Below are 23,352 nucleotides of genomic sequence, written 5' to 3' on the forward strand. Positions count from 1 at the left end.
TTTATTACTGCAGTTCGAACTCGCCCTGCTTCACGCGGGCGGAATCGACGCCGATAAAGACATTGAATTTGCCTGGCTCTGCGGCATATTTCATCTGCTGGTTCCAGAACTTCAGCGCATCCACGTCAATCGGGAAGCTGACGGTCTGGGTTTCACCCGGCTTAAGCGTCACTTTCTTAAAGCCACGCAGCTGTTTCACCGGACGACTCATCGATGCGGTGACATCCTGAACATACATCTGCATGACCGTCGCACCTTCACGCTTGCCAGTGTTGGTCACGTCGACGCTGGCGGTGACGCTGCCGTCGGCCTTCATGGTTGCGGAAGACATTTTCACGTCGGAGACGGTAAAGGTGGTGTAGCTCAGACCATAACCAAACGGATACAGTGGGCCGTTGGCTTCATCGAAGTACCGGGAGGTGTACTTATTTGGCTTGTCGGCGTTATAGGGCCGACCGGTGTTGAGGTGGCTGTAATAGGTCGGGATCTGCCCTACGGAGCGTGGGAAGGACATCGGCAGCTTACCGGACGGGTTGTAGTCGCCGAACAGCACATCGGCAATGGCGTTCCCGCCTTCTGTCCCGGCAAACCAGGTTTCCAGAATGGCGTCAGCCTGCTGATCTTCCTGCACCAGCGTTAACGGACGACCATTCATTAGCACCAGCACCAGCGGTTTCCCGGTAGCTTTCAGCGCGGCAATCAAATCTTTCTGGCTCTGCGGAAGGCTGATTTCGGTACGGCTGGAAGCTTCATGCGCCATGCCCTGCGCTTCACCGACTACCGCCACGACCACGTCAGACTGCTTCGCCGCCGCAACCGCTTCATCAATCATCGCCTGCGCAGAACGGGTGTCGACTTTCACCGCTTCTTCATACTGATTGAGGAAGTCGACGATGCCTTTGTCGTTAGTGACATTTGCGCCTTTGGCGTAAATCACTTTGGCGTTATCGCCGACGGCAGATTTGATCCCGTCCAGCACTGGCACCGACTGATCGGCCACGCCTGCGGCAGACCAGCTGCCCATCACATCACGTTTGCTGTCTGCCAACGGCCCGACCACCGCAATGGTGCCGGATTTTTTCAGCGGTAGCGTCTCCAGCCGGTTTTTCAGCAGTACCAAGCTTTCGCGTGCCACCTGGCGGGCATCCTGACGGTGCAAACGGCTTTCGGCATTGGTGTCCTGCGGATCGGACTCTTTCGGCCCCAGGTGGCTGTACGGATCGTTAAACAGCCCCATGTCATATTTGACGTTCAGCACGTGGCGGGTGGCGTCGTCGACCTCCGCCATCGTCACTTTGCCGCTCTTGATCAGGTCCGGCAGATATTTGCTGTAGTACTCGTCGCTCATGCTCATGTCGATCCCCGCCTTCAGCGCGACGCGAACAGCGTCAGCCGGATCGGCGGCGGTACCGTGTTTGATGAGCTCTTTGATTGCCCCGTGATCGGAAATGGTGATCCCTTTGAAGCCCCACTCTTTACGCAGAACATCTTTCAGCAGCCACGAATCGGAGGTCGCAGGAGTGCCGTTCAGCGAGTTCAGCGCCACCATGACCCCGCCGCTGCCCGCATCCAGCCCGGCTTTGTACGGCGGCATGTAGTCGTTGAACAGGCGCTGCGGGCTCATGTCGACAGTGTTGTACTCTTTCCCGCCTTCGACTGCGCCATAGGCGGCGTAGTGTTTGACGCTGGTCATCACCGAATAACGGTCCGCCGGGCTTTTGCCCTGCATCGCTTCGACCATGGTTTTACCCATCATCGCGGTTAAATAAGTGTCTTCGCCAAACCCTTCAGAGCCACGGCCCCAGCGCGGATCGCGCGAGACATCGACCATCGGTGCCCAGGTCATGTTCAGGCCATCGTCGGCGGCTTCATAAGCAGAAATACGCCCTACCGTGCGTACTGCATCGAGGTTAAATGAGGAGGCAAGGCCCAGGCTAATCGGGAAGACGGTACGCTGACCGTGGACCACATCGTAGGCAAAGAAGAGAGGGATTTTCAGGCGGCTGAGCTGCATCACCTGATCCTGCATGGCGCGGATATCCTGCCGGGTGACAGTATTGAAAATTGCCCCAACCTGCCCGGCTTTGATCATGTCGCGAATGGCTTCTTTTGGGTTGTCCGGACCGACGCTAATCAGGCGCAGCTGACCGATTTTCTCATCAACGGTCATTTTCTTCAGCAGACTGCTAACAAACGCATCGCGCGCCTGTGGCGTCAGCGGATGGTTGCCGAACATTTCATCGGCCAGCGCGGGTTGCAGCGCAAGGCTTACGGCGACGCCTACAGAACAAAGCCATTTCATCTTCTCTTCTCTCTCTTCAGTCCGGGTATCTTGGAAAAGTCTGCCAAAAAACAGCAGTTTGCCCAGTATGTCGCTATTAAGCAAAGGTTATGCTCTGAATTTTAACTGAATTCCTGCACAAAATTGTCATACAAAGCGCTATCCTTGAGACACGCTAAAAACGCCTTATCGCACTTTACTCATCACAAGGAGTGAGAAAATGTCTTCGACAACAACGACTGATAATCATGCATTTCTCTCTGAACTGACCCGCCTTGTCGGCCATTCGCACCTGCTGACTGACCCGGCCAAAACCGCCCGCTATCGCAAGGGCTTCCGCTCCGGGCACGGTGATGCCCTCGCCGTGGTCTTCCCCGGTTCGCTGCTGGAACTGTGGCGGGTGCTGAGCGCCTGCGTGCAGGCCGACAAAATCATTTTGATGCAGGCGGCCAATACCGGGCTGACCGAAGGCTCCACCCCGAGCGGCAACGATTACGATCGCCAGATTGTGATTATCAGCACCCTGCGCCTCGATAAACTGCACCTGATCGACAACGGCAAGCAGGTGCTGGCGTATCCAGGGACCACGCTCTATTCGCTGGAAAAAGCGCTGAAACCGCTGGGGCGTGAGCCACATTCGGTGATCGGCTCGTCGTGCATTGGCGCGTCGGTGATCGGCGGGATCTGCAATAACTCTGGCGGCTCGCTGGTGCAACGTGGCCCGACGTATACCGAAATGTCGCTGTTCGCCCGCATTAATGAAGACGGCAAACTGCAACTGGTGAACCATCTGGGGATTGATTTGGGTGAAACGCCGGAGCAAATTCTCAGCAAGCTCGATGACGATCGCCTGAAAGACAGCGACGTGCGACACGACGGCCGCCACGCCCACGATCACGATTACGTCACCCGCGTGCGCGACGTCGATGCCGATACCCCGGCGCGCTATAACGCTGACCCGGATCGTCTGTTTGAATCCTCCGGCTGTGCCGGGAAACTGGCGGTATTCGCCGCCCGGCTTGATACCTTTGAAGCGGAGAAACGTCAGCAGGTATTTTACATCGGCACCAACCAACCGGCGGTGCTGACCGAGATCCGTCGTCATATGCTGGCCAACTTTGCCAACCTGCCGGTGGCCGGAGAGTATATGCACCGTGACATTTACGACATCGCGGAGCAGTACGGGAAAGACACCTTCCTGATGATCGACAAACTCGGCACCGATAAAATGCCGTTCTTCTTCACCGCCAAAGGCCGGGCCGACGCGATGCTGGAGAAAGTGCCGCTGTTTAAACCGCACTTTACCGACCGCTTTATGCAAAAGCTGGGGCACGCTTTCCCGGCGCATCTGCCGGAACGGATGAAAAATTACCGAAACCAGTACGAACACCATTTGATGCTGAAAATGGCAGGCGATGGTATCGATGAAGCGCAGACCTGGCTGACCGATTATTTTAAAACCGCCGAAGGTGCATTCTTTGCCTGTACGCCTGAAGAAGGCAGCAAGGCGTTTCTGCATCGCTTCGCGGCGGCGGGCGCGGCCATTCGTTATCAGGCGGTCCATGCCGACGAAGTGGAAGACATTCTGGCCCTGGATATTGCCCTGCGCCGTAACGACACCGAATGGTTCGAACAGCTGCCGCCGGAGATAGACAGTCAGCTGGTGCATAAGCTCTATTACGGCCACTTTATGTGCCACGTATTCCATCAGGACTACATTGTGAAGAAAGGCGTAGATGCCCATGCCTTGAAGGACCAGATGCTGGCCCTGCTGCGTGAGCGCGGCGCACAATATCCAGCCGAACACAATGTCGGCCATCTTTATGAAGCTGCGGACAGCTTAAAACAGTTTTATCGTGAAAATGATCCTACAAACAGCATGAACCCCGGGATTGGTAAGACCAGTAAGCAGAAATATTGGGGCGAAAGCCGCACACCGGAAGATACTGCCCGCGTAACTGAAGCCGAAGCCCCCCTAAAATAAGGGGGTAGTAGTGTATTGGCGCTTAACTCCGATTACAGTAGGCCCAAAGGGCCAGAGAAACGTTTCTCTGGCCGGCTACTGAAGGGGTGTCACATGTCAGCGGTAGATGTTTTGTACGGCGCGGAAGTGGAAATACGCGAGGCCAGCCCGGACGATGCGCATGCGATTGCCGCCCTTTATGCCTGGCATGTGTTAAACGGTCGCGCCTCTTTCGAAGAGATCCCTCCCACCGTCGACGAGATGCGCGCCCGGATGCTCGCTATCAGCCAACAGGGCCTGCCCTGGCTAGTGGCGCTGTATCGCGGGATTATCGTTGGCTACTGCTACGCCAGCCACTATCGCCCTCGCCCGGCCTATCGTTATACCCTCGAAGAATCCATTTATGTCGATGCCAGCATGACCGGACGCGGCGTGGGCAGTTCATTGCTCACCCGGCTAATTGAACTGTGCGAGCAGGGCCCGTGGCGGCAGATGGTGGCGGTTGTGGGCGATGGCAACAGTAATCCCGGTTCGCTGCGGCTGCATAAAAAACATGGGTTTGAGGTGGCCGGACAGCTGCGAAGTGTCGGCTATAAGCTAGGTGACTGGCGTGATACGTTGATTATGCAGCGCCCACTTAACGACGGTGACTGGACGCTGCCGGAATAGCCTGTTCGCCCGGCGGCGCTTGCCGGGCAACAATGCCTGTCAATCAGCCTGGGCGAGCTGCTGCGATGCACTGTGGATAGCGCTATCCATCTGCAATTCTTTCTGCTTCTTATAAGCCAACGCGGCGGGCGGCACCGGCATCACTTTCCCGGTTTCAATCCAGGTCCGCAGGCGGCTGGCGTCGGCGAAATGGGTATATTTGCCGAACGCATCCATCACCACCATCGCCACCGGACGATTGTTCATCACCGTGCGCATCACCAGACAATGACCCGCCGCATTGGTAAAGCCGGTTTTGGTTAGCTGGATATTCCAGTTCTCGCGGTACACCAGATGGTTAGTATTACGGAACGGCAGGGTGTAATTCGGGTTGCTGAACGTCGCCATGTCTTCTTTGGTGGTGCTCAACTGACCAATCAACGGGTATTGTTTGGTGGCGATCAGCATTTTGGTGAGGTCACGCGCGGTAGACACGTTATGAATCGACAACCCCGTCGGTTCAACGTAGTGGGTATGCGTCATGCCGAGCGATTTGGCCTTGGCATTCATGGCGCGAATGAACGCGTCATAACCTCCGGGGTAATGATGCGCAAGGCTTGCTGCGGCGCGGTTCTCGGAGGACATCAGCGCCAGCAGCAGCATGTTTTTGCGGCTAATATGGCTGTTGAGGCGCACGCGTGAATAAATCCCTTTCATCTCTGGCGTCTGGCTGATGTCCACGCTCAGCATCTCATCCAGCGGCAGGTGGGCATCCAGTACCACCATGGCGGTCATCAGCTTGGTTATCGACGCAATCGGGCGCACCAGATCCGGTTCGCTGGCGTAAATCACTTTATTGGTATTCAAATCGACGATCATTGCGCTGCCGGAAGCAATGTCCGGCTGTGAGGCGACGGTGGTCGCGGCAGTTTTGGCACTCGCCTGAGGCGCAAATGGTACTGCCAGCATCAGCGCAAGGCTGAGCAGAGAAACTCGAAATTTAGGCATCGTGAGAGGTCTGGTAGTTATTTACGCAAGTTATGAAATCGGGGGCATTTATGTTTTAAGTCACAAATGCGAGCCGTTGCATCATACCGCGTGAGAGGTTTCTGGTGCCATAGGATAATCATGAATAAATGCTGCATAACGGGCGTTAAAATCATCAACGCCCGTTATGAGTTAGCTTAGAATAAACGATAGCCATAACCCCATAAGATTACTGTCAGCGCCAGCAGCACTTCGAGCACCAGAACGCCTATCGCCAGGGTCGAGCTGGCAAAACTCATCCCCTCCTCACGGTTAATCCCGAGGAAGGTCGGAATGCCGATGTACAGCAGGTAGCCGGTGTAGCAGAGCGCCACCGCACCCACCAACACGCACAACCACACTAACGGATACAGCGCCACGATGCCGCTGAGAAAAATCGGCGTTGCCACGTAGCCTGCGAACACCATACAGCGCTTGAGCGATGGCCTTTCGGGGTAGTTACGCGCCATCCACCAGATGACCCGCCCCATCACCGCTACCCCGCCCAACATCAGGGCATAAAACAGCACCGCCAGGGCAAAACCGGTAAACAGCGACAGTTTAATGGCGGTTCCATCGCCAAAGTTCCAGCCGATTTGGGTGGTGCCGATAAAGGCGCAGACCACCGGCACCGCGGCCATCGCCAGGACATGATGGGTATAATGATGCGAGACAGTTTCATTCTCGCTCTGAATAACATGCATTTCACGATCGGGATGGGAAAACAGTCCCCAGACATGATTCATAAAGCCTCCTCTTCACGGCTTCTTACGGCACCGTCTAAGTATAATCCACGCTGGAGATTATATTTTGTACAGCACAATAATAGCCCGGCACCGTTTCGCCGTGGCCTGGCGATTGTCCTCCAGGGGTGTATGCTTAAAGGACGTGTTATTTCAGGGAGACGATAAAAACCTGTATGGATATCAATAATCTGATTAGCCAGTATGGTTACGCCGCGCTGATTGTCGGCTCTATGGCAGAAGGTGAAACAGTCACCCTGCTTGGCGGTGTGGCAGCGCATCAGGGGCTACTGCGTTTCTGGCTGGTGGTGGCCTCGGTGGCGCTCGGCGGAATGATTGGCGATCAGGTGCTGTACCTGCTGGGACGCCGCTTCGGTGGTCGCTTGCTAAAACGCTTTTCACGTCATCAAAAGAAAATTCGTAAAGCACAGCGCTTAATTCAGGAGCACCCCTGGCTGTTCGTGATCGGCAGTCGCTTTATGTATGGCTTTCGCATCATCGGCCCGATCTTGATCGGTGCCAGCCGCCTGTCACCGAAAATCTTCCTGCCGTTAAATATTGTGGGGGCGATAGTGTGGGCGCTGCTGTTCACTACGCTCGGCTATCTCGGCGGAGAAGTGATCGCCCCGTGGCTCCATCATCTCGATCAGCATCTGAAACATTGGGCATGGCTGATGGTGGTGGTGATTGCGGTCATTGCGGTGCGGGTGTGGTTCTGGCATCGGGATCGTCAGTCGGCTGAATCAGAAGAGTAAGGCGCAGCCAGTCTGCGCCCCCGCCGTCAGGCCTGTTGTTCGTTCAGAAATTGCGGATTCACCAGCGTAAATCCTCCGTCGACAATCAACGATTGCCCGGTGACGTACGACGCCTCGTCCGAACTCAGCCACGCCACCAGCCCGGCAATTTCCTCTGTTTTTCCCGGCCTTGCCATCGGTATGTTGGGCATTGAGCCGGGCTTGACCTCGTCATCCTGCATATTATTCATTGCCGTGGCGATGGCCCCCGGTGCCACTGAGTTCACCAGAATGTTGTGCTTCACCAGTTCAAGCGCCAGCGATTTTGTCAAGCCGCCGAGTGCGTGCTTAGCGGCGGTATAGGCACTGGCCTGCGGCAGCGGCGTGTGCTCATGCACCGAGGTGATGTTGATGATTCGCCCGCCGTCGCCCTGCGCAATCATATGTCTTGCCGCAATCTGCGAGCACAGCAACGCCCCTTCAACGTCTACGCAAAATGTTTCCCGCCAGTCTTCCAGCGTCACATCGAGAATCGAGGATTTGGTCATCCGTCCGGCGTTATTAACCAGTACGTCAATGCGCCCGAGTCGTTGGATCAGCATATCCAGCGCCTGTGCGCCCTGCGGGAGATGACTTAAATCGAGCTGAATGGCCTGCGCCTGACAGCCAAGGGACGTGAGTTCCTGCACGGTTTGTCGGGCACCCTGTTCATCAGAGTGCCACGTCACCCCGAGTGAAAAACCTTTCCGCGCTAACTGCAGCGCACACTGCTTACCAATTCCGGAATCGGATGCGGTAACGACCGCAACTTTTGTTGTCATGGGAACCTCCTGGCGTTGACCCAGGAGGTAAGTATAGGAAAGTCAGCGGGCGGAGGATTATTTTCCGGTGTAGTGGTAACCGCCGCCGAGCGCGGAGGTGAGCTGAATGCTGGCGTCAACCCACTGGCCTTGCAGGCGCAGCGAATCAATTTGTTCCTGCAATGACGGCAGTTTCGCCATGCTTACACGCGAACCGGAGAGGATCCCCGCCGCCAGCCGCGCCTGAGCCTGCTGTACCACGCGGTCAGCATCTTTGATCACCTGCTGCTGCTGTTGGTTTTTCTCCATCAGCGTTTCTACCTGGCTGGCCGTTTTCGCCACCTGATTCACCGCATCGACCACCGCTTTGTTGTAGTTTGCGACGGACAGATCACGCTGCGCATCGGCAATATCGAGATTCGCATTCAGGCGACCACTATCGAAAATCGGCAACGTCAGACCGGCAGTGACGCCCATCTGATTGGCAGAATGACGGAAAAGGTCGCTTAAATGCAACGCGTCCTGTTGCAGGAAAGCCATCAGGTTGATGTCCGGATAGAATGCTGCTTTCGCCGCCTCAACTTCGCTCATCGATGACTGGATATACCAATTGGCTTCCTGTAAATCAGGGCGGCGGGCTAACAGATCGTAGCCTAATGACGCAGGCATCTGGGTTTTTACCGCTGGCAGCGCCACCGGATGCAGCGTCATCGAACTGCCCTGGCTGTTTGTCAGCGCCATCAGACGGGCTTCAATTTCCTTCATGTTGCCCGCGACCTGGGTCAGGTTCTGATCGGTTTTACTGACGTTGATATCGTTCTCCGCCCCTTCCACAGAGGAGGTTATGCCGCGTGAATAGAGCGCTTTATCGACGGAGATAATGTTGTTCTGTTCGTTTTTAATCTGCTCAAGCACTTGCTTGATGGCGGCTTCGGTTTGCCACTGCCAGTAAAGGCGCGCCACGCTGCTCGCCAGCACCTGACGTGTCTGCGCCAGCTCGGCGGAACGGGCTTTTACCATCCCGATACGTGACTGCACCAGCGCCCGGTTCTTGCCCCACAGGTCAAGATCCCAGCCTGCGGTCAGGCCCAGCGTACCGTTGGTATACCACGGGCCACCGCCTTCTTCGGTCGCAAACGGCCCCATCAGGCCTTCAGCCGACATTTTCTGGCGCTCAACGTTCGCCCCGAAGTTCACTTCCGGGCCAAGCTGCGACTGCGCCATTTGCGCCTGCGCTTCTGCCAATCTGATGCGCTGCTGCGCCACCTGCATATCGGGGGCATTGTTCAACGCGCTAGTGATGAGATTATTCAGCTGAGGATCATGATAATCCTGCCACCAGTTGCTTTGCGGCCAGCCATGTTGCAGGGCCACCGGCAGGGTATTATCAACATGAGATGCAGGTAATTGCTGTTTTAAAGGCCCGTCAGTATCGTGTGACGGCGCGCAACCAACCAACACGGCAGCCAGCGGCAAACTGAGCATTGCAGCGACAATAGCAGTACGTTTCATATCGGAATTCTGTTTTTTGAGAGGACGCGCATTTTAATATGAAAATGCAGAAGGCGTTTAGGAAAGCGTGGCAACCATGAAAAAGCAATAGCCCGACATATTCCCTCATGCTTTTCCATAATAGCTGCATAAATTATAGTTGGGGCGGACGTCTTCATCACAGGAGAGTGTATGACGCAGAATATTTACGACGACCCGCAGTTTTTTGCCGGGTATGCCACCCTTGACCGCTCGGTTAAAGGCCTGGACGGCGCACCTGAATGGCTCGCTTTACAGCAGATGCTGCCCGCAATTGAGGGTAAAGCGATAATTGATTTAGGCTGTGGCTACGGCTGGTTTTGCCGCTGGGCGCAACAGCAAGGGGCCGCTCACGTGCTGGGGCTCGATGTTTCAGAAAAGATGCTGGCCCGCGCACGTGAAATGACCGAGGTGCCTGGAATTGATTATCAGCGAGCCGACCTCGAAGCTCTGATGCTTCCCGCTGACAGCCTTGACCTCGCCTACAGCTCGCTGGCGCTGCATTATTTACAGAACATCGACAGGCTGTTTCGGACGCTGTTTCAGGCGCTGAAACCCGGTGGCAAACTGGTATTTTCCGCCGAGCACCCGATTTATACCGCGGCACTCAAACAGGGCTGGTTTATTGAACATGACGGGCAAAAAACCTGGCCGGTGGCGAATTATCAGCTGGAAGGGGAACGCCTCAGCAACTGGTTTGCCAACGGCGTGAAGAAACAGCACCGCAAGCTGGCGACCTGGATAAACGCGCTTATCGCCGCCGGCTTTGTCATTGAACAGCTTGATGAATGGGGCCCGAGCGCCGGGCAGATCGCCGCTAATCCGGGATTGGCGGAAGAGAAAGAGCGTCCGATGCTCTTCCTGCTGAGCGCACGTAAGCCGGGGTAATATCAGGCCTGATGCTGCGCGTACTGTTCTATCGCGTCGGAGATGGAACCAGAGTCCTGTAAAGTGCGGATCGTCGTGAACAGCGTGGTGGCTTCTACGTATTCCTTGCGCAGGTAGCCGAGCCACTGTTTGATCCGCGCTACGTGATACAACCCGGTATCGCCCTGCTTTTCGAGGCGGCTGTATTTGCGCAGCAGTTCGGTGACCTCCGACCACGGCATTCGCGGTTCGTTGTATTTCACCACCCGGCTGAGGTTTGGAATATTGAGCGCCCCCCGGCCAATCATCACCGAATCACAGCCGGTAGCGGCCATGCAATCCTGGGCGCTTTGCCAGTCCCAGATTTCACCGTTGGCGATCACCGGGATCGATAACCGTTTACGGATTTCACCAATCGCCTGCCAGTTGATCCGATCGGCTTTGTATCCATCGTCTTTGGTACGCCCGTGAACCACCAGCTCGGTGGCTCCAGCCTGCTGGACGGCATCAGCGATTTCAAACTGCCTGTCGCTGCTGTCCCAGCCCAGACGCACTTTAACCGTCACCGGCAGATGCGCTGGCACCGCTTCACGCATCGCTTTCGCACCGCGATAGATAAGGTCCGGGTCTTTTAACAGCGTCGCCCCGCCGCCGCTGCCGTTGACCACTTTCGACGGACAGCCACAGTTGAGATCCACCCCCCACGAACCCAACGCCACCGCACGGGCCGCGTTTTCGGCCAGCCACTGCGGATGCTGACCCAATAGCTGTACGCGCACTAGCGTGCCAGAGGCTGTTCGGCTGTGGTTCAACAGTTCAGGACAAAGGCGATGGAAGGATTTCACCGGCAGCAGTTGGTCCACCACCCGCAGAAATTCAGTGATGCACAGATCGTAATCATTCACCTCGGTCAGAAGGCCACGCACCAGTGAATCGAGCACGCCTTCCATCGGCGCTAGCAGAACACGCATATCAGTATCCGGAGAAAAAAGAGGCGCTATGGTAGCGTTGTTGTTGTCTGGTTTGAAGCCCCTTATAAACTACACTGACTACCAACGATTTAGGGTGCATTTCGGTGTGCGGCGCAGGGTGCCCAAAAGGAATGCTTTGTATGCCCAGAATTCATGATGTGATCGGTAGCACATTTCAGGGTTTAATTGTATGATGAATGCGTTTCATCAAGGGCTATGACCATGAGCAAAACACTGAATATCATCTGGCAATACCTGCGTGCTTTCGTGCTGATATACGCCTGTCTGTACGCCGGAATTTTTATCGCGTCGCTGTTACCCATCACCATTCCTGGCAGCATTATTGGAATGCTAATTCTGTTCGTCCTGCTGGCGCTGCAAATTCTCCCGGCTAAGTGGGTGAATCCTGGCTGTTACGTTCTGATCCGCTATATGGCGCTGCTGTTTGTGCCGATTGGCGTGGGGGTGATGCAATATGTTGACGTGCTGCGCGCCCAGTTTGGCCCGGTGGTGGTGTCGTGTGCCATCAGCACCCTGGTAGTATTCCTGGTGGTGAGCTGGAGCTCCCATCTGGTGCATGGCGAACGCAAAGTGATCGGTCAGAAGGGAGCGGAAAACGAATGATGCATTATATCTGGTGGTCTTTGCCGTTAACCCTCGCCGTATTCTTTGCCGCCCGCAAGCTGGCTGCCCGCTTCAAAATGGCGCTGTTGAACCCGCTGCTGGTGGCGATGGTGGTGATCATCCCGTTCCTGCTGCTAACCGGGATTCCTTACGACCACTATTTCAAGGGGAGTGAAATCCTCAACGATTTGCTGCAGCCCGCAGTAGTGGCGCTGGCTTACCCGCTGTATGAACAGCTGCATCAGATTCGTGCCCGCTGGAAATCGATTATCACCATTTGCTTTATCGGCAGCGTAGTCGCGATGGTCACCGGCACGACCGTCGCGCTGTTGATGGGGGCGACACCTGAAATCGCCGCCTCGGTATTACCGAAATCCGTGACAACGCCGATTGCGATGGCGGTTGGCGGCAGCATCGGCGGCATTCCGGCGATCAGCGCGGTGTGCGTGATTTTTGTCGGTATTCTTGGCGCGGTGTTTGGTCATACCCTGTTAAATCTGATGCGTATTAACACCAAAGCCGCGCGCGGTCTGGCGATGGGCACAGCCTCACACGCCCTGGGCACCGCCCGCTGTGCCGAGCTGGACTATCAGGAAGGTGCGTTCAGTTCGCTGGCGCTGGTTATCTGCGGGATTATCACTTCGCTGGTGGCACCTTTCCTGTTCCCGGTGATTTTGGCCGTGGTCGGATAACGCGACGCATCACACAAATTTCAGTCAATTTTCATAAGTTGCATAAAAAGTAAGATCCAAATCACACATTAGCCCTTAACAGGTCCGTACACTGTCATCCCTTAACCTGTAAGAGGCCATTGCCATGCATCCACGTTTTCAATCTGCTTTCCCGCAACTCAGTGCGGAATTGCAATCAGCCCTCGCTCCGGTGCTCGCTGATGTGCATTTTCCCGCCATGTTGAGCGCCGGGCAGGTCTCAACGCTGAAATCAGCCACGGGACTGGACGAAGACGCGCTGGCTTTCGCGCTGTTACCGCTGGCTGCCGCCTGTGCCCGCGCCGACCTGTCACATTTTAACGTTGGCGCTATCGCCCGTGGGGTGAGCGGCACTTGGTATTTCGGCGGCAATATGGAATTTATCGGCGCGACCATGCAGCAAACCGTTCATGCAGAACAAAGTGCCATCAGCCACGCCTGGCTACGCGGTGAAAAAGCGCTGAAAGCGATTACCGTGAACTACACGCCCTGCGGCCACTGCCGCCAGTTCATGAATGAACTCAACAGCGGGCTTGATCTGCAAATCAACCTGCCTGGCCGCGAACCGCATACGCTGAAAGACTATCTGCCGGATGCGTTTGGCCCGAAAGATTTGGACATCAAAACGCTGCTGATGGATGCCCAGGATCATGGCTATGCGCTGGAAGGTGATGCCCTGACGCAGGCGGCAATTAAGGCCGCAAACCGCTGTCACGCCCCGTACAGCCAATCGCCGTCCGGCGTAGCGCTGGAATTACGCGACGGCACGATTTTCGCCGGCAGCTATGCCGAGAACGCGGCATTTAACCCGTCATTACCGCCGTTGCAGGGCGCGCTGAATCTGCTGAGCCTCAACGGCTATGACTATCCGGATATTCAACGCGCGATGCTGGCCGAACGTGCCGATGCGCCGCTCATCCAGTGGGATGCCACCGCGGCAACGTTGAAAGCGCTGGGCTGTCAGAACATCGACCGCACGCTGCTGGCCTGATCTCACGGTGCGGGCTTCACAGCCCGCGCTGATGAAAATCCCCCCAGTTAAACTACTGTTTCTTGCTCTTCCCCCGCGGGTAAAGTAGCCTGAGTCAATATTCATCCACCACTGAGTCAAGTCCATGTTAAAGCGCGTGTTATACAGCCTGTTAGTCCTGGTAGGCCTGCTGCTGTTGACCGTACTGGGCCTCGACCGCTGGATGAGCTGGAAAACTGCCCCGTATATCTATGATGAACTACAGGATTTGCCCTACCGTCAGGTCGGGGTGGTGCTCGGCACCGCCAAGTATTACCGCACCGGGGTTATCAATCAGTATTATCGCTATCGCATTCAGGGTGCGCTGAACGCCTATAACAGCGGCAAAGTGAATTACCTGCTGCTGAGCGGTGACAACGCGCTGCAAAGCTATAACGAACCGATGACCATGCGCAAAGATTTGATTGCCGGTGGTGTTGATCCCGCGGATATCGTGCTCGATTACGCCGGGTTCCGCACTCTGGACTCCATCGTGCGCACGCGCAAAGTGTTCGACACTAACGACTTCATCATCATCACCCAGCGTTTCCACTGCGAGCGCGCGCTGTTTATCGCCCTGCATATGGGCATTCAGGCGCAGTGTTACGCCGTACCCTCACCAAAAAATATGTGGAGTGTGCGCGGGCGTGAATTTGGCGCACGTTTCGGGGCGCTGGCTGATCTGTACCTCTTCAAACGTGAACCGCGTTTCTTAGGCCCGCTGGTACCCATCCCTTCCCCGTATCAGGTGCCGGATGATGCCCAGGGCTATCCAGCCGTACTTCCGGACCAGCTTCTGGAATTGCAGAATTCCCCTTAGGGCTGAATTGCTAACGCTTCCTGGCAAATTCAACCACCCGATTGCGGCCGCTGTTTTTGGCGTCATACAGCGCCATATCCGCTTCATCGACCATCTGTTGGTAATCCGGATGACCACGGAAATGACTCACACCAAATGAGGCGCTGACCTGAAGCATGTGTCCATCCGGCATCTCGCACGGCGTGCTGTGGATTTTTTCCCGAATCGCTTCCACAAAGCTCAAGGTCTGGTGTGGATTGAACTCGAGATAAACAATCATAAATTCTTCGCCACCGTAGCGGAAAACGTAATCATTCGGGCGGGTGCTGTCAGTCAGGATCGTCGCAACATGGCGTAACACATCATCACCTGCCGAGTGGCCCCAGGTATCATTCACTTTTTTGAAGTGATCGACGTCGAGCATGACCACTGACAGATTTCGCCCGTTAGCCATCACCAGCTTCACCTCATGCTTGAGGATCGTTGACATAAAACGTCTATTGAGCAACTTGGTTAGCGCGTCTTTGCCACTTTCAAGGCGGCTGGCATCGTCGAACAGCGAAGAAAATAAATTATTGATAATCATTGTCTTGGCACGGATATCGCTCAGCAGCGACTGAATCAGTTCCAGTTCGTTACCTTCGCCGTCCACGTCTTTTTTCAACATACCATCGATGTCTTCAATCAATTGACCTATTTTGTCGATCTCAGGCTGCTGACCAAAGTACTGGCCGCACTTATGGCGGAACCACAGGCCGAACTCCGAATCGTTCAACAAATAGGATTCAATATTATTGGTGCGAGACACCAGGGCGTAGATCAGACCATTCTCCCAATTGAACAGGGCTGCCTGTTGTTTCCCTCTTTCAAGTTCTGGATTACCAATCAGATTATATAACCGATATGACTCTTCGTTTTTGGCCTCATTGAGCTGATAGTTTTCATAGGCATAGGTCATCAGTTCACTGGCAATTTGAATCGACACCGAAACGTATTTCTGCATCAAAATACTCACCCGTGAATCTAGTGGCAGAGACTGAATATACGTCAGCATCGATTGGGTAATGATTCGCATCCCTTTTAGAACCAGACTTGCCGGGATCCCCACTCGCGAGTGAATATTCCCTATATCGTACTGACGCCCTGCAAATGCCAACAGTGCGTCTCCTTTGAGGGTCAGCGTACTGATTATCCATTGCTGCATTGAATGGCGAAGTCGCGCCTGGACAACGTCCGGACTGATGAATCTGGCAGCATACGGGTCGTCCAGCATGATGCGATAAAATTCTTCAGCTAACTCTTCGGCTTTTTCTTCGGTCATTCCAATAAGTTGGACCGACACCAATTCAGGAAGCATTCCGGAAAATTCCAGCCATTCTTTTACAATTAGTTCACTGTATTTCATTCATCACTCAATGCTTAATTCACACTCGACACTGCTGTTTGCTTTCCCAGAGCAATACAACCCGATAATCGAAGGGATGTTAACATTATTCGCGTGGCAATATAAACGCGTATTCACGCTGATTCTTTTCCAAAAGTAAAAATACAAACTGAAGTGTGAATTGTTTATTTTTAAATATACTTCGCATTTATTTTTAAACTAATAAATACGTTTTTCATAAAACATAGCTATAAAAAAACCCGCCATTCTCACGGCGGGTTTTATCGCTGCTACACCAGAAATTACTTCTTACGGGCGTACTTCAGGGAGTCAAGGGCTACGGCGAAGATGATGATCGCGCCCTTGATAATGTACTGCCAGTACGGGTTCACCCCGATGTAGGTCAGGCCGTAGTTGATAACGGTGAAGATGATAACCCCGGTCACCACGCCGACCACGGTGCCGACACCGCCGCTGAATGACACCCCGCCCACCACGCAGGCAGCAATCGCATCCAGTTCATACATAAAACCGAGGTTGTTGGTGGCGGAACCGATACGGCCCGCTTCCAGCATCCCGCCGAAGGCGTAGAACACCCCGGACAGCGCGTAAATCATCAGCAAGTTCAGCGCCACGTTCACCCCGGAAACGCGTGCCGCTTCCGGGTTACCGCCGATAGCGAAGATATTTTTACCGAAGCGGGTTTTGTTCCACAGCACCCAGACAAATACCGTCGCGATTAACGCGTAGAAGGTGATGTAAGAGAGACGGAAACTGCCGAGGGCGATAAATCCTTGGGTAAACGTCGAGAAGTGTGAATCAAAGCCAGACACCGGTGACGCGCCCACGAAGTCGTAATACAGGGAGTTGATCCCGTAAACGATGATCATCGTGCCGAGGGTGGTGATAAACGGTGTCACGTTCAGGTAAGCGATGATCACCCCGTTCACCAGGCCAATCACCGCGCCGATCGCGCAGACGATCAGCAGCACCAGCGGGATAGGCAGCGTTGCGAGATCAGGGAATACTTTGTTGGCATTATCCACCGACTGCAACAGCGTCGCGGCAATCACCGCGGCCAGGCCGACCTGGCGACCCGCTGACAGGTCAGTACCCTGAGTTACAATCAGCCCGGCGACGCCGAGGGCGATAATAATACGCACCGAAGACTGCGTCAGGATGTTACTCAGGTTAAGCAGACTTAAGAACGTTGGGTCCTGGAAAATAATAATAGCCAGTAACACTAAAAGAACGACGTAAATACCGCCCTCTTTCAGATAAGTGAGAAAACTTTTTTTATTTAACGCACTCATGAGGAGCCCCTGATCTTAAAGGTGCAAAGACGCAAGACGTAAAATTTCGTTCTGCGTGGTAGTTTTTGTGTCAACAATGCCAGCAACCAGACCATTACTCATCACCAGAATACGGTCGGTAATACCCAGCAGCTCAGGCATTTCAGAAGAGATAATGATTATCCCTTTCTCTTTTTTGGCAAGCTCCGCAATCAGCTGATAAATTTCAAACTTGGCACCTACGTCAATACCGCGCGTCGGTTCATCAAGCATTAAAATTTCCGGCTGGGTTAATAACCAGCGACCGATAATCACCTTTTGCTGGTTACCACCTGACAGCGAACCAATTTGCGTCCGGTGTCCTGGGGTTTTCACGCGCATCGAATCAATCACCCATTGGGTATCGCTCTTCATGCGGGAATTATCCAACAGCCCCACTTTGCCACGGTATTTCTTCATATTCGAAATCAGCGAGTTAAAGCCGATATCCAAATAGGCATAAATCCCGGTGGAGCGACGTTCTTCGGTCACCAGCGCAAAACCGTGGTTAATGGCTTCGTTCGCGCTGTGGTTATTAATCTTCTTACCGTGCAAGGTAATTGTGCCGCCTGACTTTTCGCGAATGCCGAACAGGGTCTCCACGATATCGGTACGCTTAGCGCCCACCAGCCCGGCGATCCCAAGAATTTCCCCTTTACGCAAATCAAAGGAAACGTCACGAATCGACGGCTGACGCAGCGAGGTCAGGTTACGCACTTCCAGAATGGTTTCACCCGGGGTGTTGTGTTTATCCGGGAAGCGCTGGTTAAGGGAACGGCCGACCATCATGGCGATGATCTTGTCCATATCCAGCCCTTCCAGCGGCTGAGTGGCAATCCACTGTCCGTCACGCAGGATGGTAATTTCATCACACAGCTGGAAGATTTCTTCCATCTTATGCGAGATATACACAATACCGCAGCCACGTTCTTTCAGCTTGCGGATAATCTTAAACAGATGATTGACCTCTTTCTCCGTTAAGGAAGACGTCGGCTCATCCATGATCACAATTTTGGCGTCATAAGAGAACGCTTTGGCAATTTCGATCATCTGCATTTGCGATACCGATAACGTGCCCACGCGGGCGCGCGGATCGATATCAATATCCAGTTCATCGAAAATGTCTTTGGTGTCGCGATACATTTTGTCCTGATCGACAAACACCCCTTTGGTCGGGTAACGGCCCAACCACATGTTATCCATTACCGAACGCTGGAGAACCAGGTTTAATTCCTGGTGAACCATCGAAATGCCGTTTTCCAGCGCTTCTTTGGCGGAATGGAAATCTATCTCTTTACCCTGAAAAATAATGCTACCGGAATCTTTTTGGTAGATCCCAAACAAACATTTTAATAATGTCGATTTGCCAGCCCCGTTCTCGCCCATTAATGCGTGAATGGAATGAGGACGGACTTTCAAATTAACATTATCGAGCGCTTTGACGCCGGGGAATGACTTGTTGATATTGCTCATTTCCAACAAGAATTCGCCTGACGATTCTGTTTTATTGCTGACCATAGTTAACCCTGGCTGCGCGAATGTTTTCCCGTGCTGACCCTCCAGCACGGGAGATATACACTTAACTAAAATTATTTACCGATGAACTGTGCCAGGTTGTCTTTATCTACACCAACGTAAGGAACACGAACCACTTTGTTTTCGATTTTCCAGTTGGTGCCAGCAGCAGCTTCTTTGCCATCAGCCAGGTTTTTAGCCAGATCGAAAGTCGCTTTCGCCTGGTTGTTCGCATCGTTCAGCACGGTACCGGCCATTGCACCGGATTTCACCAGCGCCAGCGCTTCTGGCAGGGCATCGACACCAAATACCGGAATGCTGGATTTGTTGTGTGCCTTCAGCGCTTCTACCGCCCCCATTGCCATCGCATCGTTGTTAGCGATAACCACTTCGATTTTGTTGGCGTTAGGACCGGACAGCCATGCGTCCATTTTGTCTTTCGCCTGAGCGGTATCCCACATTGCGGTATCGAGCTGCAGCTGTTGGGTTTTCAGGCCTTTGGCGTTCAGCTCTTTGATAACGTAGGTGGTACGCGCTTCAGCATCCGGGTGGCCCGGCTCGCCTTTCAGCAGCACGAACTGGACCTGACCGTCTTTGTTCAGGTCCCAATTTGGGTTTGCCGCCCAGTGTTTAGCAATCAGGTCGCCCTGGATAACGCCAGACTCTTTAGAGTCAGTACCGACGTAGAAGGCTTTGTCATAGCTGTCCAGCGCTTTGCGGGACGGCTCTTTGTTGAAGAACACCACCGGCACGTTCTGACCACGTGCCTTCTCGATGACGGTGCCTGCCGCAGCCGGGTCAACGAGGTTGATGGCCAGCGCTTTCACGCCTTTCGCCAGCAGGACGTCGATCTGGTCGTTCTGTTTTGACTGGTCGTTCTGAGAGTCGTTCATCAGCAGCTGTACGTCCGGGGCCGATTTGCCGTCTTTCTCAATCGCTTTGCGCACCACTGACATGAAGTTATCGTCGTATTTGTAGATGGTGACGCCGATACGAGTATCAGCTGCGTGAGCAGCCGCGCCGAACAACATGCAAGACATCACAGCGGACAGGGTTAACACCTTCTTATTCATGGTATCTCCGGTTATTTTTTTTGCAGGGTAGCTTTATGTCGGCAGGCACAACGTTATGGAATTGTTACTGACCGCCGAAGTTAAATTTATCCAAAAATCATCTTCCGTGTTCGGTAACGCTCCAGACGTGCGTTTAATTGATTGTTTAGCGCTTTATTGCACTACTAAAAGTGATTAATCACCGTTACATAGTGTTTCAGCCTTACAAACGCTGACATCATAGACAGGCGAATGTTAAGATACTGTGAATTTACTCACAAATTGAAAGCGGTTACATCACGCGACGTTATAAGTTAGTGATCGCCCCCACAGATTGCTTTAACGCCACCGAATGACGACGCACGAGGGTCGGCATAAAACAGTGTGTTGCGCTGCTGTCGAGGTTGCCTGCTGCGCCCATTAACGCCAATTCCGTCGCCAGTTTCGCCATCGACACTATTGGGTAGCGCACCGTGGTTAACTGCGGATCGGTGTAACGGGCAATCGGGATATCATCAAAGCCAATCAGCGACAGATGCTGCGGGACCGCAATCCCATTATCTTTCAGCGCGGTCAGCGCCCCGGCGGCCATGTTATCGTTGTAGGCAAACACCGCGGTAAGCCCCTGATTACGCCCCAGCAGCTCCACCATCGCCGCTTCGCCCCCCTGTAAATCCGGTGAGCCAGTGCCAATCCATGCTTCGGGCGCAGCAATGCCCTGCTCGCTTAACGCACGCAGCCAACCTTCCTGACGCAGTTGGTTATCCTCAATTCGATGACTGGACGCCAGATAGCCGACGCGAGTATGTCCCTGATTGAGCAGCATTCGCGTGGCCATCATCGCCCCACTGACGTTATCCAGCCCGACGCAGCGGTATTCATAGCCAGCAACAATGCGATTGATCAGCACCATGCCGGGGATCTGAGACATAAACTCGCTCAGTTCGGCATCGCTCAATGCTTTGGAGTGCACAATCAACGCATTGCAGCGCTGGCGGATCAGTACCTCAATGGCGTTGCGCTCCTTTTCAGCCTCGTGATAGCTGTTGCCGATCAGCACGTTTTTCTGAAACTGCTGAGCAACGGTATCGACGGCCTTCACCAGCGCGCCAAAGAACGCATCCGACACATCCATCACCACGACGCCAATGGTATCGCTGACCTGTGTCGCTAGCGCCTGAGCATTGGCATTGGGCCGATAGCCCAGCTCCGCTACGGCGCTCATCACCCGTTCCCGGGTTTCAGGGCTGACGAGCGGGCTGTTATTGAGCACGCGGGAAATGGTCGCGACGGAAACACCCGCATGGCGGGCCACATCACGAATGGTGATCATACCCACCGTCCTGTCGAAAATGGCAGCAACTCACAGTCACCCCCTGTGTTGAGCAAGGTGGCTATTCTGGCAGCGACATGACAAGGACTACGTGAAGAAGGTCACACAGATGAAAACGGTTACATCCGTTTTGTTAATGATTGTGATCCAGATCGTTATCTGGATGTTTTAGAAATGGATACCCCTGCGGCCCGCGCGGTTAACTGTCGCCATAACCATTCCACCGGCCCCTGACGGCAGTAGCGCAGCCAGATGACGGAGAAGAGGATATTCACCAGCCAAATGGCTGGCACCAGGGCAAGCAACGTCAGGCGGTCGAATTTCATAAACAAATCAAATCGGTAGAACAACGTGGTGCAGATGAGGGTTTGCAGCAGATAGTTGGACAACGCCATACGCCCGACGCAGGAAATAGCCCCAACCAGACGGGAGGAACAAATTTGTGGCCAGAACCCGTACGCCAGCGCGGCGTAGCCGATAGTCTGAAACGGGGCACTCAGTTCACGCGGGGCCTGTAACAGGAACGCACACCAGCGATAGGCCCACGCCAGCTGCCATTGCGCAATCACCGCAGGCAGGTTAATCACCAGGCCGATGATTATCAGTAACGCGCCGACCCGACGATAATGCGTCAGGCTGAACTGGCCTTTTAGCCAGCCGCTGCGCATCAACGCCGCGCCCATCAGCATCATGCCTGCCAGTTGCCAGCCGTACTGCGCCCCAAGCGCCAGCAGGCTATCAGACAGCATATCCGCGCGATTGCTGACCGCTTCAAAGCCGCCTTTCAGCTTCCAGTCATGTTCATACTGAAGATTAGCGATATCCGGTATCCAGGAACGGTTCGGCGCATCGCCGGAAATCAGCCCTAAAAACAGCAGCACTGCGATGCCTATCAAATACAGCACCACCCCGGTATTGAACATCGATTTTGCGCTGGGCGCTTCCCGTACCATGCGCCAGCACACCAGCCCGACCAGGGCGTACGCCAGCAGGATGTCGCCATCCCAAAGCAGCAAACCGTGGGCAAAGCCGAGCAACGCCAGGAGAGAAAGTCGGGATTGGATCCAGCGCTTACCGCGTGGCAACAGTAGTTGCAGGCCCGCGCCAAACAGCAGCGCAAACAGCGTCAGGAATTTGACCTGCGCAAACAGGTCGAGAATTGCCCATGTCCAGGCATCACGGCGAGTGATCTCCCCGTACCAGGCGGGATTAAGATAGGCCGCCTTCGGTAAACCAAAGGCAGCGATATTGAGCAGCAGGATCCCCAGAATAGCAACGCCGCGAACAAAATCCAGCGTGACGTTTCGCTCCATTGAGTACCCGTTTGACGATCAGTTGTGGTGACGAACGGCGCGCAGGAACTCCTGGCGAGTGTTCTGGCTGGATTTAAACAGGCCACCCAGCGACGTGGTGGTGGTGGCGCTGGTCGCATCACGAATACCGCGCGCTTTCACGCAGTAATGCACCGCATCAATTGATACCGCCACGTTATTGGTGCCGAGCAGGGTTTGCAGCGCGGTGAGGATCTGCTGCGTCAGACGTTCCTGAACCTGTGGACGCTGAGCAAAGAACTGCACGATGCGGTTAATTTTCGACAGGCCAATCACCGACTCTTTCGGGATATAGGCCACCGTGGCTTTGCCATCGATGGTCACGAAGTGGTGTTCGCAGGTGCTGGTCAGGGTGATGTCGCGCACGGTCACCATTTCATCCACCTTCATTTTATTCTCAATGACGGTGATTTTTGGGAAGTTAGCGTAATCAAGACCGGAGAAGATTTCGTCGACGTACATCTTGGCGATGCGGTGCGGCGTTTCGGTCAGGCTGTCATCGCTGAGATCGAGATTGAGCAGCTGCATAATTTCGCTCATATGACCGGAAATAAGACGCTTGCGCGTTTCATTGTCCATATTAACCGGCGGACGCAGCGGCGTTTCGAGACCACGCGCTAACAGCGCCTCATGAACCAGGGCGGCTTCTTTACTCAATGATGACATTCTTGTTCTCCTGCAGGTGTGGCGACCTTTGCACT

The 23,352-nt window shown here is 54.3% G+C and carries 21 protein-coding genes; 8 read left to right on the forward strand and 13 right to left on the reverse strand.

Going from position 1 to position 23,352, the window contains the following annotated elements; genetic code table 11:
* Nucleotides 1–4: 4 nt before the first annotated feature.
* Nucleotides 5–2,302: a beta-glucosidase BglX gene (gene bglX / locus SIK69_RS12500; protein WP_319786207.1), complete on the reverse strand. Its 2,298-nt coding sequence runs from the start codon at nucleotides 2,300–2,302 to the stop codon at nucleotides 5–7.
* 199 nt (nucleotides 2,303–2,501) lie between these two features.
* Here bglX and dld point away from each other — a divergent pair, with 199 nt between their 5' ends.
* A complete protein-coding gene (gene dld, locus SIK69_RS12505) occupies nucleotides 2,502–4,265 on the forward strand; it encodes a D-lactate dehydrogenase (RefSeq protein ID WP_319786208.1) in 1,764 nt (587 codons plus the stop codon).
* A gap of 93 nt (nucleotides 4,266–4,358) precedes the next feature.
* Complete coding sequence (locus SIK69_RS12510) at nucleotides 4,359–4,913, forward strand: GNAT family N-acetyltransferase (protein ID WP_319786209.1); 555 nt, start codon at nucleotides 4,359–4,361, stop codon at nucleotides 4,911–4,913.
* Nucleotides 4,914–4,952: 39 nt separating this feature from the next.
* On the opposite strand, the gene pbpG is transcribed toward SIK69_RS12510, so the two are convergent.
* Both pbpG and SIK69_RS12520 read right to left on the reverse strand, forming a co-directional pair.
* Nucleotides 4,953–5,900, reverse strand: a complete 948-nt coding sequence (pbpG, locus tag SIK69_RS12515; RefSeq protein WP_319628936.1) for a D-alanyl-D-alanine endopeptidase — start codon at nucleotides 5,898–5,900, stop codon at nucleotides 4,953–4,955.
* Nucleotides 5,901–6,076: 176 nt separating this feature from the next.
* On the reverse strand, nucleotides 6,077–6,664 hold the full coding sequence (locus SIK69_RS12520) for a Yip1 family protein (RefSeq protein ID WP_319628935.1): 588 nt from the start codon (nucleotides 6,662–6,664) through the stop codon (nucleotides 6,077–6,079).
* Between the two features lie 173 nt (nucleotides 6,665–6,837).
* On the opposite strand from SIK69_RS12520, the gene SIK69_RS12525 reads away from it, so the two are divergent.
* Nucleotides 6,838–7,416 (forward strand): DedA family protein, encoded by a 579-nt coding sequence (locus SIK69_RS12525; RefSeq protein ID WP_319786210.1) that lies wholly within the window; start codon nucleotides 6,838–6,840, stop codon nucleotides 7,414–7,416.
* 26 nt (nucleotides 7,417–7,442) lie between these two features.
* On the opposite strand, the gene SIK69_RS12530 is transcribed toward SIK69_RS12525, so the two are convergent.
* Both SIK69_RS12530 and mdtQ read right to left on the reverse strand, forming a co-directional pair.
* The gene (locus SIK69_RS12530; RefSeq protein WP_319628933.1) at nucleotides 7,443–8,216 is read right to left on the reverse strand and encodes an SDR family oxidoreductase; all 774 of its coding nucleotides are present in this window, start codon (nucleotides 8,214–8,216) and stop codon (nucleotides 7,443–7,445) included.
* Between the two features lie 57 nt (nucleotides 8,217–8,273).
* Complete coding sequence (gene mdtQ / locus SIK69_RS12535; RefSeq protein ID WP_319628932.1) at nucleotides 8,274–9,707, reverse strand: multidrug resistance outer membrane protein MdtQ; 1,434 nt, start codon at nucleotides 9,705–9,707, stop codon at nucleotides 8,274–8,276.
* 171 nt (nucleotides 9,708–9,878) lie between these two features.
* On the opposite strand from mdtQ, the gene SIK69_RS12540 reads away from it, so the two are divergent.
* Nucleotides 9,879–10,613, forward strand: a complete 735-nt coding sequence (locus SIK69_RS12540) for a methyltransferase domain-containing protein (RefSeq protein ID WP_319786211.1) — start codon at nucleotides 9,879–9,881, stop codon at nucleotides 10,611–10,613.
* Between the two features lie 2 nt (nucleotides 10,614–10,615).
* On the opposite strand, the gene dusC is transcribed toward SIK69_RS12540, so the two are convergent.
* Complete coding sequence (gene dusC / locus SIK69_RS12545; RefSeq protein ID WP_319786212.1) at nucleotides 10,616–11,563, reverse strand: tRNA dihydrouridine(16) synthase DusC; 948 nt, start codon at nucleotides 11,561–11,563, stop codon at nucleotides 10,616–10,618.
* 222 nt (nucleotides 11,564–11,785) lie between these two features.
* Here dusC and SIK69_RS12550 point away from each other — a divergent pair, with 222 nt between their 5' ends.
* The 4 genes from SIK69_RS12550 (at nucleotide 11,786) to sanA (ending at nucleotide 14,726) form a co-directional block, all read left to right on the forward strand.
* A complete protein-coding gene (locus tag SIK69_RS12550) occupies nucleotides 11,786–12,187 on the forward strand; it encodes a CidA/LrgA family protein (protein WP_319786213.1) in 402 nt (133 codons plus the stop codon).
* Nucleotides 12,184–12,879, forward strand: a complete 696-nt coding sequence (locus SIK69_RS12555; protein ID WP_319628928.1) for a CidB/LrgB family autolysis modulator — start codon at nucleotides 12,184–12,186, stop codon at nucleotides 12,877–12,879. The genes SIK69_RS12550 and SIK69_RS12555 overlap by 4 nt, the downstream gene beginning before the upstream one ends.
* A gap of 124 nt (nucleotides 12,880–13,003) precedes the next feature.
* Nucleotides 13,004–13,888, forward strand: a complete 885-nt coding sequence (gene cdd / locus SIK69_RS12560; RefSeq protein ID WP_319786214.1) for a cytidine deaminase — start codon at nucleotides 13,004–13,006, stop codon at nucleotides 13,886–13,888.
* Nucleotides 13,889–14,012: 124 nt separating this feature from the next.
* Nucleotides 14,013–14,726, forward strand: coding sequence for an outer membrane permeability protein SanA (sanA, locus tag SIK69_RS12565; RefSeq protein ID WP_319628926.1), 714 nt, complete (start codon nucleotides 14,013–14,015; stop codon nucleotides 14,724–14,726).
* A gap of 10 nt (nucleotides 14,727–14,736) precedes the next feature.
* Here the strand turns inward: sanA and SIK69_RS12570 are convergent, their stop codons facing one another.
* The 7 genes from SIK69_RS12570 to folE all read right to left on the reverse strand — a co-directional run bounded on the left by SIK69_RS12570 (nucleotide 14,737) and on the right by folE (nucleotide 23,317).
* Nucleotides 14,737–16,062 (reverse strand): GGDEF domain-containing protein, encoded by a 1,326-nt coding sequence (locus tag SIK69_RS12570; RefSeq protein WP_319786215.1) that lies wholly within the window; start codon nucleotides 16,060–16,062, stop codon nucleotides 14,737–14,739.
* Nucleotides 16,063–16,391: 329 nt separating this feature from the next.
* On the reverse strand, nucleotides 16,392–17,402 hold the full coding sequence (gene mglC, locus SIK69_RS12575) for a galactose/methyl galactoside ABC transporter permease MglC (RefSeq protein ID WP_319628924.1): 1,011 nt from the start codon (nucleotides 17,400–17,402) through the stop codon (nucleotides 16,392–16,394).
* A 15-nt stretch (nucleotides 17,403–17,417) separates the two neighbouring features.
* On the reverse strand, nucleotides 17,418–18,938 hold the full coding sequence (gene mglA / locus SIK69_RS12580; protein ID WP_319628923.1) for a galactose/methyl galactoside ABC transporter ATP-binding protein MglA: 1,521 nt from the start codon (nucleotides 18,936–18,938) through the stop codon (nucleotides 17,418–17,420).
* Between the two features lie 71 nt (nucleotides 18,939–19,009).
* A complete protein-coding gene (gene mglB, locus SIK69_RS12585) occupies nucleotides 19,010–20,008 on the reverse strand; it encodes a galactose/glucose ABC transporter substrate-binding protein MglB (protein ID WP_319628922.1) in 999 nt (332 codons plus the stop codon).
* Nucleotides 20,009–20,294: 286 nt separating this feature from the next.
* A complete protein-coding gene (gene galS / locus SIK69_RS12590; protein WP_319786216.1) occupies nucleotides 20,295–21,320 on the reverse strand; it encodes an HTH-type transcriptional regulator GalS in 1,026 nt (341 codons plus the stop codon).
* Between the two features lie 155 nt (nucleotides 21,321–21,475).
* The gene (gene yeiB / locus SIK69_RS12595; protein WP_319786217.1) at nucleotides 21,476–22,633 is read right to left on the reverse strand and encodes a DUF418 domain-containing protein YeiB; all 1,158 of its coding nucleotides are present in this window, start codon (nucleotides 22,631–22,633) and stop codon (nucleotides 21,476–21,478) included.
* 18 nt (nucleotides 22,634–22,651) lie between these two features.
* On the reverse strand, nucleotides 22,652–23,317 hold the full coding sequence (gene folE, locus SIK69_RS12600; RefSeq protein ID WP_319628919.1) for a GTP cyclohydrolase I FolE: 666 nt from the start codon (nucleotides 23,315–23,317) through the stop codon (nucleotides 22,652–22,654).
* Between the last annotated feature and the right edge of the window lie 35 nt (nucleotides 23,318–23,352).

It is taken from the genome of Scandinavium lactucae (genome assembly GCF_033843265.1).
Lineage (GTDB): Bacteria > Pseudomonadota > Gammaproteobacteria > Enterobacterales > Enterobacteriaceae > Scandinavium > Scandinavium lactucae.

What these genes read in the sequence shown, in the direction of transcription:
- bglX (WP_319786207.1), bottom strand. Translation starts at nt 2,302, where the DNA reads ATGAAATGGCTTTGTTCTGTAGGCGTCGCCGTAAGCCTTGCGCTGCAA.
- dld (WP_319786208.1), top strand. Translation starts at nt 2,502, where the DNA reads ATGTCTTCGACAACAACGACTGATAATCATGCATTTCTCTCTGAACTG.
- SIK69_RS12510 (WP_319786209.1), top strand. Translation starts at nt 4,359, where the DNA reads ATGTCAGCGGTAGATGTTTTGTACGGCGCGGAAGTGGAAATACGCGAG.
- pbpG (WP_319628936.1), bottom strand. Translation starts at nt 5,900, where the DNA reads ATGCCTAAATTTCGAGTTTCTCTGCTCAGCCTTGCGCTGATGCTGGCA.
- SIK69_RS12520 (WP_319628935.1), bottom strand. Translation starts at nt 6,664, where the DNA reads ATGAATCATGTCTGGGGACTGTTTTCCCATCCCGATCGTGAAATGCAT.
- SIK69_RS12525 (WP_319786210.1), top strand. Translation starts at nt 6,838, where the DNA reads ATGGATATCAATAATCTGATTAGCCAGTATGGTTACGCCGCGCTGATT.
- SIK69_RS12530 (WP_319628933.1), bottom strand. Translation starts at nt 8,216, where the DNA reads ATGACAACAAAAGTTGCGGTCGTTACCGCATCCGATTCCGGAATTGGT.
- mdtQ (WP_319628932.1), bottom strand. Translation starts at nt 9,707, where the DNA reads ATGAAACGTACTGCTATTGTCGCTGCAATGCTCAGTTTGCCGCTGGCT.
- SIK69_RS12540 (WP_319786211.1), top strand. Translation starts at nt 9,879, where the DNA reads ATGACGCAGAATATTTACGACGACCCGCAGTTTTTTGCCGGGTATGCC.
- dusC (WP_319786212.1), bottom strand. Translation starts at nt 11,563, where the DNA reads ATGCGTGTTCTGCTAGCGCCGATGGAAGGCGTGCTCGATTCACTGGTG.
- SIK69_RS12550 (WP_319786213.1), top strand. Translation starts at nt 11,786, where the DNA reads ATGAGCAAAACACTGAATATCATCTGGCAATACCTGCGTGCTTTCGTG.
- SIK69_RS12555 (WP_319628928.1), top strand. Translation starts at nt 12,184, where the DNA reads ATGATGCATTATATCTGGTGGTCTTTGCCGTTAACCCTCGCCGTATTC.
- cdd (WP_319786214.1), top strand. Translation starts at nt 13,004, where the DNA reads ATGCATCCACGTTTTCAATCTGCTTTCCCGCAACTCAGTGCGGAATTG.
- sanA (WP_319628926.1), top strand. Translation starts at nt 14,013, where the DNA reads ATGTTAAAGCGCGTGTTATACAGCCTGTTAGTCCTGGTAGGCCTGCTG.
- SIK69_RS12570 (WP_319786215.1), bottom strand. Translation starts at nt 16,062, where the DNA reads ATGCTTCCTGAATTGGTGTCGGTCCAACTTATTGGAATGACCGAAGAA.
- mglC (WP_319628924.1), bottom strand. Translation starts at nt 17,402, where the DNA reads ATGAGTGCGTTAAATAAAAAAAGTTTTCTCACTTATCTGAAAGAGGGC.
- mglA (WP_319628923.1), bottom strand. Translation starts at nt 18,938, where the DNA reads ATGGTCAGCAATAAAACAGAATCGTCAGGCGAATTCTTGTTGGAAATG.
- mglB (WP_319628922.1), bottom strand. Translation starts at nt 20,008, where the DNA reads ATGAATAAGAAGGTGTTAACCCTGTCCGCTGTGATGTCTTGCATGTTG.
- galS (WP_319786216.1), bottom strand. Translation starts at nt 21,320, where the DNA reads ATGATCACCATTCGTGATGTGGCCCGCCATGCGGGTGTTTCCGTCGCG.
- yeiB (WP_319786217.1), bottom strand. Translation starts at nt 22,633, where the DNA reads ATGGAGCGAAACGTCACGCTGGATTTTGTTCGCGGCGTTGCTATTCTG.
- folE (WP_319628919.1), bottom strand. Translation starts at nt 23,317, where the DNA reads ATGTCATCATTGAGTAAAGAAGCCGCCCTGGTTCATGAGGCGCTGTTA.